This is a genomic window from Pseudomonas spirodelae (assembly GCF_034653255.1).
GTDB lineage: Bacteria > Pseudomonadota > Gammaproteobacteria > Pseudomonadales > Pseudomonadaceae > Aquipseudomonas > Aquipseudomonas spirodelae.
In genome coordinates, this window is record NZ_JAYEET010000038.1 from 22023 (window position 1) to 29494 (window position 7472).

A 7472-nucleotide genomic window follows, 5' to 3' on the forward strand; every position below is an offset into this window, starting at 1 on the left:
GGCTTGTACTCGGTTAAAAAGTGTAAAAAGACGACTAAACACATCAGTCAGTTCGATGCTTTACGCGCCTCCCAGCAGCGTTTCGCCTCATCGAAGGCGGCCTCACGGCTGCGCCCTAGGGCACGCAGGGCCAGCGCCATGGTGCTGATAACCGCAAGCTGACCGTATGCATCTTCGAGGTTGCCACGCCAGAATGCCGCCAGATGATCGGGCTCAAGTGATTGCGGTTTGACGTGACGTTGTGCCGACAGCGCTGGCCACTCCTCATCCCAGTTTTCACCATTGGCGGTGCCGTAGAGGTGGCTGGTGGCGTCCGGGTTGATCTCGATTTCGCCACCTTCGCCCTTGATCACGATGGCATTGTCGCCCAGCAACTGGCTAGCCTCGCGATGCACGGCCTGATAACCCGGGTGGAAGATGCTCTGCAGGCCGCAGCGTGCACCCAGTGGGTTAAGAATGCGGGTGAGGGAGTGGATAGGTGAGCGCAAGCCAAGGATATTGCGCAGGTCAATCATCCGCTGCAATTGCGGCATCCAGTCGCCCAGCGGGATAAACGCTAAGTGCTGATCGGCGAGTGCTTGCTCAACACTCGTCCAGTTGCGGCACAGTGGAATGTCGAGCGCCTCGAGTAGTTGCTCGCTGTATAAGCGGCCCGCAGTGTGCGGCCCACCGCCATGCAACAGGATGCGAATGCCGCTATTGGCCAGCGCTTTGGCGGCCAACAGAAACCAGGGCAGGTGACGTTTCTTGCCGGCATAGCTGGGCCAGTCGAGATCAACAGGGATCGTCGGCGCCTGTAAGCGTGCACGTACGGCTTCAGCAAAGCCGGCCATTTCCTCGGCGCTTTCTTCCTTGTGCCGCAGCAACATCAGGAAGGCGCCCAGTTGGCTTTCTTCGGCCTGGCCATCGAGCAGCATGCCCATGGCCTCGCGTGCTTCCTCGCGGGTCAGGTTGCGTGCGCCGCGCTTACCCTTGCCGAGGATGCGCACAAATTGCGCGAAAGGATGTTCGGGCGGGGTCACAAGGTTCATAGGCAATTAGTCGGCTTGGGCAGGCCCGCCAGCTTGGCGGCGAGTTTGGCGGGAGCACCATTGAACAGGCGGTTGAGATGCAGGCTATTGCCTTTCTCGGGGCCGATTTTCATGGCAATAAACTTGATCAGCGGGCGATTGGCCGGCGACAGCTGAAAGTCGTCATAAAAACTGCGCACCAATCGCAAGATTTCCCAGTGTTCGCTGCTCAGGCTAATGCCCTCGCGCTGCGCTAGCGCCTCAGCAGTGGCCTCGGACCAATCACTCAGTTCAACCAGGTAGCCATCTTTGTCCAGCGGGAGGCTACGTCCCTCAACATTCAATACCGTCATAGCCAGGTATTTACCTTGTCGTATTGGCAGCTCAGTGCAACGAAGGCGGGATAATCGATCAGCGTAAGGCGAGCAGGGTGCGCAAGGCCGCGGGCGTGTACATCTTCATCCAGGGCATACAGGGCAATGGCCTCAGGCAGCCGTTCAAGCGTCTGGCGTTGCGCACTGCCAGCTTGTAGCGTGTATACCGCGTCACCACACAACAGCACTGCGTCCTGGCTGCCGAGTATGCGCAGGCAACTGCTCAGCCGGTTATCCGTAAATGGGGAGTGCGAAAGCACATGCAAGGTAGCCATTAGAGCGTAATCACCTGGTCGTAATGGTCAATCAAGGCGCTGATTTCGGCGTCGTTAAGGGGGGTAACAGCAAGGCTGCTGGATAGCTCTTGTAAGCCGCGCTCGGCTAAGCAGTGCTGCGAAACATACAGCGCGTCCACGCCAAACATCGGTAACGCCTGCAGGTTGGCGCCGAAGTCTTTTTGCTGCACGCACGCTGGTTGTTGCGCGCTGCTCAGTTGAAACACGCCGTCATCGAGAAACAGCATGCCAATCGGCAGGTCGAAAGCACCGCCGGCCAGGGCAATATCCAATGCTTCGCGAGCACCTGGGCCTGACCAGGGGGCTTGGCGGCTGATGATCAACAGTGACTTGCTCATCTCATGGCCCTCCAAAGCACACTAAACGATCAGCTAATTGCGTCGCCTCGTGCAATTGCCCCAGGCCGGAAAGCTCCCATGGGGCATCCAGCGTGGCGGCTGTGCGTGAGTAACGCTGCGCTTCATCGACGTTAAGCACGCCACGGCGCAGGGCCGCAGCGATACACACCACCGCATCAAGCTGTTGTGTTTGCACAAACTCACGCCATTCACGCGGCCAATCCACTTCATCCTGTGCGCTGACCACGCTGCTTGATGCGCTGTGCACGCCGTCCTGATAGAAGAACAAACGCACAATCTCATGCCCACCCGCCAATGCCGCCTGGGCAAATCGCAGGGCGCGGCGTGACGAGGGTGCGTGGGGAGAAGAGAACAGGGCGATGGCAAATTTCATGACAAACCTGGCGAGGCAAATTTTTCGAAATGATAAAGCCTGGGCCACCAAGATGCGCGTGGCAGGCAGCAAAAAGCCCGCCGAAGCGGGCTTTTTCAGTGCGGCGACAGCTTAGTCATCGCCCATGATGCCGAAAATCTGCAGCAGGCTGATGAACAGGTTGTAGATCGACACATACAGGCTGATGGTCGCCATGATGTAGTTGCGCTCGCCACCATGAATGATCGCGCTGGTCTGGAACAGGATGCAGGCCGAGGAGAACAGCACAAAACCCGCACTGATCGCCAACTGCAGGCCACTGATCTGGAAGAAGAAGCCCGCCACCATCGCACCGAGCAAAACAAAGAAGCCTGCGGTAATAAAGCCGCTGAGGAAGCTCATGTCCTTGCGAGTGGTCAGTACATAGGCCGACAGACCGCAAAACACCAGTGCAGTCATGGCAAAGGCCGAGCTGACGACTTCTGCGCCGTTGGCCATACCCATGTAGCGATTGAGGATAGGACCGAGGGTATAACCCATGAAACCGGTCAGGGCAAGAGTCGAAACCAGGCCCCAAGACGAGTTACGCAATTTGGCCGTGAGGAAAAACAGACCATAAAAGCCAATCAGCACCACGAAGATATTTGGGTAAGGCACATTGGCGCGCTGCGCGATGTAGGCCACCAAGCCACTGAAGGCCAAGGTGATAGCCAGCAGACCATAGGTATTGCGCAGGACGCGACTGACTTCTTGCTGTTCAACCTGCGTATGGTCAAGTACATAATTGTGTTCGTTCATGGCGACACTCCTTAAATGACGGATGGTCCGTGACCAATTTCAGCCCGATCATAGCATTGCGATGCAATCAGCCAACACGCAGAGTTTGACAGCGTGTTGCGTTCGGGTAAGATTGCCGCCCGCAACACGCCGGAAGCGTGGCAGAGCGGTTGAATGCAACGGTCTTGAAAACCGTCGAAGGGGAAACTCTTCCGTGAGTTCGAATCTCACCGCTTCCGCCATATTATGAAAACCGTCACCTGCAGCGCCTGATTTTATTGACGCTTGCATTTTGACGGTTTTGCACCAAGCTGAAACCTAGCAAAACGCCTGTTATCCAACCCAACCATTCGCTCTTGGCGATTGATGTGAATCGGGGTGACGTTTGATCAGGGTACTCGTTGTTGATGACCATGACCTGGTGCGCACCGGTATCACCCGAATGCTGGCTGATATCGACGGATTGCAGGTGGTTGGTCAGGCAGAGTCCGGTGAAGAATCCCTGACCAAAGCCCGCGAGCTCAAGCCCGACGTTGTCCTGATGGACATCAAAATGCCGGGAATCGGCGGCCTTGAAGCCACTCGTAAGCTGATTCGCAGCCACCCCGACCTGAAAATTGTTGCCGTCACGGCCTGCGAAGAAGACCCGTTCCCCACGCGTCTATTGCAAGCGGGCGCCGCGGGTTACATGACCAAGGGCGCCGCGCTCGAAGAAATGGTTCAGGCTATTCGTATGGTCTTCGCCGGCCAACGCTACATCAGCCCGCAGATCGCCCAGCAACTGGCGCTCAAGTCATTCCAGCCGCAAAGCAGCAATTCGCCATTTGATCTGCTTTCCGAACGCGAAATCCAAATTGCGCTGATGATTGCGGGCTGTCAGAAAGTTCAAGCGATCTCCGACAAGCTGTGTCTGTCGCCGAAAACCGTGAATACCTACCGCTACCGCATCTTCGAAAAACTCTCGATCACCAGCGATGTCGAACTGGCCCTACTGGCCGTGCGCCACGGCATGATTGATGCCAGCAGCTGACGACAGTCGCGCAACCTTCGATTCCAGCGCGTTTCTCTCCACTTGCAGCGGTCGCCCCGGCGTCTATCGCATGTTCGACGTGGATGCCAAGCTGCTCTATGTCGGTAAAGCCAAGAACCTGAAAAAACGCTTGGCCAGCTACTTCCGTCAAAGCGGTTTAGCGCCGAAGACCGCCGCGCTGGTAGGTAAAATTGCGCAGATCGAAACCACCATCACCGCCAATGAGACCGAAGCCCTGCTGCTTGAGCAGACGCTTATCAAGGAGTGGCGTCCGCCGTACAACATTCTGTTGCGCGACGATAAATCCTACCCTTATGTGTTTCTTTCCGATGGCGATTTCCCGCATTTAAGCATCCATCGCGGTGCTAAAAAACAAAAAGGTCGCTACTTCGGCCCTTACCCAAGTGCCGGTGCTATTCGCGAAAGCCTCAACCTGCTGCAGAAAACCTTTTTCGTGCGCCAGTGTGAGGACAGCTTTTACAAAAACCGCACACGGCCCTGCCTGCAGCATCAGATCAAACGCTGCAAAGCCCCTTGCGTGGGCCTGGTCGAGCCCGCTGAATATGCCGATGACGTGCGACATTCGGTGATGTTTCTTGAGGGCCGCAGCAACGCCCTCACTGATGAGCTCTCCACGGCAATGCAAGCAGCAGCCATGACGCTCGATTTTGAGCGCGCTGCCGGATTGCGTGACCAGATCTCACTGTTGCGTCGGGTGCAGGACCAGCAGAGCATGGAGGGCGGCGAAGGGGATGTCGATGTGGTTGCGGCCATGGTTAACCCGGGCGGCGCGTGCGTACATCTGATCAGCGTGCGTGGCGGCCGGGTCCTTGGCAGTAAGAACTTCTTCCCGCAGGTTGCCATTGAGGAGGAGGGCAGCAGTGTGTTGCTGGCCTTCCTCGCGCAGTATTACTTGAGCAGCCAGGAGCGCGACCTGCCGAACGAGCTGATCGTCAACGCTCAGCACGAAGACTTCCCCACGCTGATCGCCGCAATCGATGAGCTGCGCGGCCGCGAGCTGAGTATCAGCTATCGAGTGCGCGGCATTCGTGCGCGCTGGCAGCAGCTCGCCGTGACCAATGCTGAGCAAGCCCTGATGGCCCGCCTGGCGAATCGGCAGCATGTTTCCGCGCGCTTTGATGCGCTGGCGCAAGCACTGGATCTGTATGAGGTGCCGCAGCGTTTGGAGTGTTTTGACATCAGTCATTCCAGCGGTGAGGCGACTGTTGCCTCCTGCGTGGTATTCGGCCCGGAAGGTCCACTCAAGTCGGATTACCGCCGCTACAACATCGAAGGCGTGACCCCTGGCGATGATTACGCCGCCATGCATCAGGCCCTGACCCGGCGTTTTAGCAAGATCAAGGATGGCGAAGGCAAGCTGCCGGACATCCTCCTGGTTGACGGCGGTAAGGGTCAGCTAGCAATGGCGCGTGAGGTGCTTGAAGAACTTGCCGTGCCTGACCTGACGTTGCTCGGTGTGGCTAAGGGGGTGACCCGCAAGCCTGGCCTGGAAACCCTGTACCTGAACGATGCCGCGCATGAGTTCACCCTGCCGGCAAACTCACCGGCCTTGCATCTTATTCAGCAAATACGCGATGAGTCGCACCGTTTCGCCATTACCGGCCACCGCGCCCGTCGCGATAAAACCCGGCGCACCTCAACACTTGAAGAGGTTGCCGGAGTAGGGCCTAAGCGCCGCCGCGAGCTCCTCAACCATTTTGGCGGCCTGCAGGAACTGTCTCGCGCCAGCATCGAAGAAATCGCCAAAGCACCAGGAATCAGTAAAAAACTCGCCGAGTCGATTTATGCCGCCCTGCACAGTGAGTAGAATGCCGGCTCTCTTTATCGCTAAGTTGTGCCGATGAACATCCCCAACCTGCTCACCGTGCTCCGTGTATTGCTAATACCGGTATTTATTGTGCTTTTTTACCTCCCCTTCAGTTGGAGCTATTGGGCTGCTAGTGCAATGTTCTCAATCGCGGCAGCCACTGACTGGTTAGATGGTTATCTGGCTCGCCGCTGGGAGCAGAGCACGCCGTTTGGCGCGTTCCTTGACCCGGTTGCCGACAAGCTGATGGTGGCGGTAGCCCTGGTCCTGCTGGTGGATGAACACTCCAACCTCTGGCTAACACTACCGGCGGCCATCATTATTGGTCGCGAAATCGTGGTGTCGGCGCTGCGTGAGTGGATGGCAGAGCTTGGGGCGCGTGCGCATGTGGCCGTATCCAAGCTGGCCAAGTGGAAAACTGCAGCGCAGATGGTGGCGTTGGTGATTCTGCTGGCTAATCCGCCGACATTCACTGCCTGGGTCGTGTTGGGCTATGCGCTGCTGATTATTGCCGCCGTGCTGACCCTATGGTCGATGGCCCAGTACCTGATGGCCGCATGGCCGCACCTGCGGATCACCGCCGAAAAGAAATAAGCTTTTTTGAATCAAGGGGTTGACGGCCAGCCATGAAACTATAGAATGGCGCCCGTCAACACGACAAGCGGGAATAGCTCAGTTGGTAGAGCACGACCTTGCCAAGGTCGGGGTCGCGAGTTCGAGTCTCGTTTCCCGCTCCATTTTCAACGTATCGTTATTTACGACACGTGTTTAGTTTCAAGGCTGAGTAGCAGAGTGGTTATGCACCGGATTGCAAATCCGTGAACGCCGGTTCGATTCCGACCTCAGCCTCCAATTAGAAGAGCCTCGTAGATCACTGATTTACGAGGCTTTTTCATTTAAGCTTGAAACCTTGCGAGGTGTGCACGGGCTGTATATAGTCCAAGCCTCGCAACGCAGCGCTACCGCCCGAATGGCGAAATCGGTAGACGCAAGGGACTTAAAATCCCTCGAGGGTAACCTCGTGCCGGTTCGATTCCGGCTTCGGGCACCAACAACGTTAACCTGGGTCTACCCGTGTTAACCCGCAATACAGAAAACCGGCTTTTAGAGCCGGTTTTTTTATGGTGCGCCAGGCATGGCGCGTAGCGCCGTGACTGGCGCTGTCGGGTTCACTGTGGTGGTGAGCCTGGCGACTTGGAGGTGAAAGTCCTCTACACACCCGGCAAGGGGAAGTGTTAGCTGAAGGCAAGGGTGTCGCGGGCGACTGCGAATCTGAAGGAAGCCCGAGGCAAAATGCTGGCCTGACGAACAGGAAGCGGATGAGGCGGCGCAGCGGGGTGAGGTGGCCATAATCGCCAAAGCCCGATACTTGCACGGAACGCTGCGACGTAGATCCGACAGGCATAAGCAGGAAGGTCGCGCGAATTACCCTGGGAGATCTGTACG

Annotated in this window: 9 protein-coding genes and 4 tRNA genes; 7 read left to right on the forward strand and 6 right to left on the reverse strand. The window is 57.2% G+C overall.

What is annotated here, in order from left to right; all coding sequences use genetic code 11:
• Positions 1–47 precede the first annotated feature (47 nt).
• The 6 genes from SOP97_RS11790 to SOP97_RS11815 form a co-directional block, all read right to left on the reverse strand.
• Positions 48–1031: a glycosyl transferase family protein gene (locus SOP97_RS11790; protein WP_274089191.1), complete on the reverse strand. Its 984-nt coding sequence runs from the start codon at positions 1029–1031 to the stop codon at positions 48–50.
• The gene (locus SOP97_RS11795; RefSeq protein WP_274089192.1) at positions 1028–1363 is read right to left on the reverse strand and encodes a TusE/DsrC/DsvC family sulfur relay protein; all 336 of its coding nucleotides are present in this window, start codon (positions 1361–1363) and stop codon (positions 1028–1030) included. The genes SOP97_RS11790 and SOP97_RS11795 overlap by 4 nt, the downstream gene beginning before the upstream one ends.
• Positions 1360–1659, reverse strand: a complete 300-nt coding sequence (gene tusB / locus SOP97_RS11800; RefSeq protein WP_274089193.1) for a sulfurtransferase complex subunit TusB — start codon at positions 1657–1659, stop codon at positions 1360–1362. Before tusB ends, SOP97_RS11795 begins: the two co-directional genes overlap by 4 nt.
• Positions 1659–2018 (reverse strand): sulfurtransferase complex subunit TusC, encoded by a 360-nt coding sequence (gene tusC, locus SOP97_RS11805; protein ID WP_274089194.1) that lies wholly within the window; start codon positions 2016–2018, stop codon positions 1659–1661. Before tusC ends, tusB begins: the two co-directional genes overlap by 1 nt.
• Position 2019: 1 nt before the next feature.
• Entirely contained in the window at positions 2020–2412 is a 393-nt protein-coding gene (gene tusD, locus SOP97_RS11810; RefSeq protein WP_274089195.1) for a sulfurtransferase complex subunit TusD, read from the reverse strand.
• Between the two features lie 111 nt (positions 2413–2523).
• Positions 2524–3189 carry a Bax inhibitor-1/YccA family protein gene (locus SOP97_RS11815; protein ID WP_274089196.1) on the reverse strand — a complete coding sequence of 222 codons (666 nt, stop codon included), beginning with the start codon at positions 3187–3189 and terminating at the stop codon, positions 2524–2526.
• A gap of 131 nt (positions 3190–3320) precedes the next feature.
• Here SOP97_RS11815 and SOP97_RS11820 point away from each other — a divergent pair.
• The 7 genes from SOP97_RS11820 (at position 3321) to SOP97_RS11850 (ending at position 7077) form a co-directional block, all read left to right on the forward strand.
• Positions 3321–3410: transfer RNA gene (locus SOP97_RS11820), tRNA-Ser, on the forward strand.
• Between the two features lie 143 nt (positions 3411–3553).
• Positions 3554–4198: a response regulator transcription factor GacA gene (gacA, locus tag SOP97_RS11825; RefSeq protein ID WP_274089197.1), complete on the forward strand. Its 645-nt coding sequence runs from the start codon at positions 3554–3556 to the stop codon at positions 4196–4198.
• Entirely contained in the window at positions 4185–6026 is a 1842-nt protein-coding gene (uvrC, locus tag SOP97_RS11830; RefSeq protein WP_322949283.1) for an excinuclease ABC subunit UvrC, read from the forward strand. Before gacA ends, uvrC begins: the two co-directional genes overlap by 14 nt.
• Positions 6027–6059: 33 nt before the next feature.
• Positions 6060–6620: a CDP-diacylglycerol--glycerol-3-phosphate 3-phosphatidyltransferase gene (pgsA, locus tag SOP97_RS11835; RefSeq protein ID WP_274089199.1), complete on the forward strand. Its 561-nt coding sequence runs from the start codon at positions 6060–6062 to the stop codon at positions 6618–6620.
• Between the two features lie 67 nt (positions 6621–6687).
• A tRNA-Gly gene (locus SOP97_RS11840) sits at positions 6688–6763 on the forward strand.
• Positions 6764–6804: 41 nt separating this feature from the next.
• Positions 6805–6878 (forward strand) — tRNA-Cys (locus SOP97_RS11845).
• A gap of 112 nt (positions 6879–6990) precedes the next feature.
• Positions 6991–7077, forward strand: a tRNA-Leu gene (locus SOP97_RS11850).
• Positions 7078–7472 lie beyond the last annotated feature (395 nt).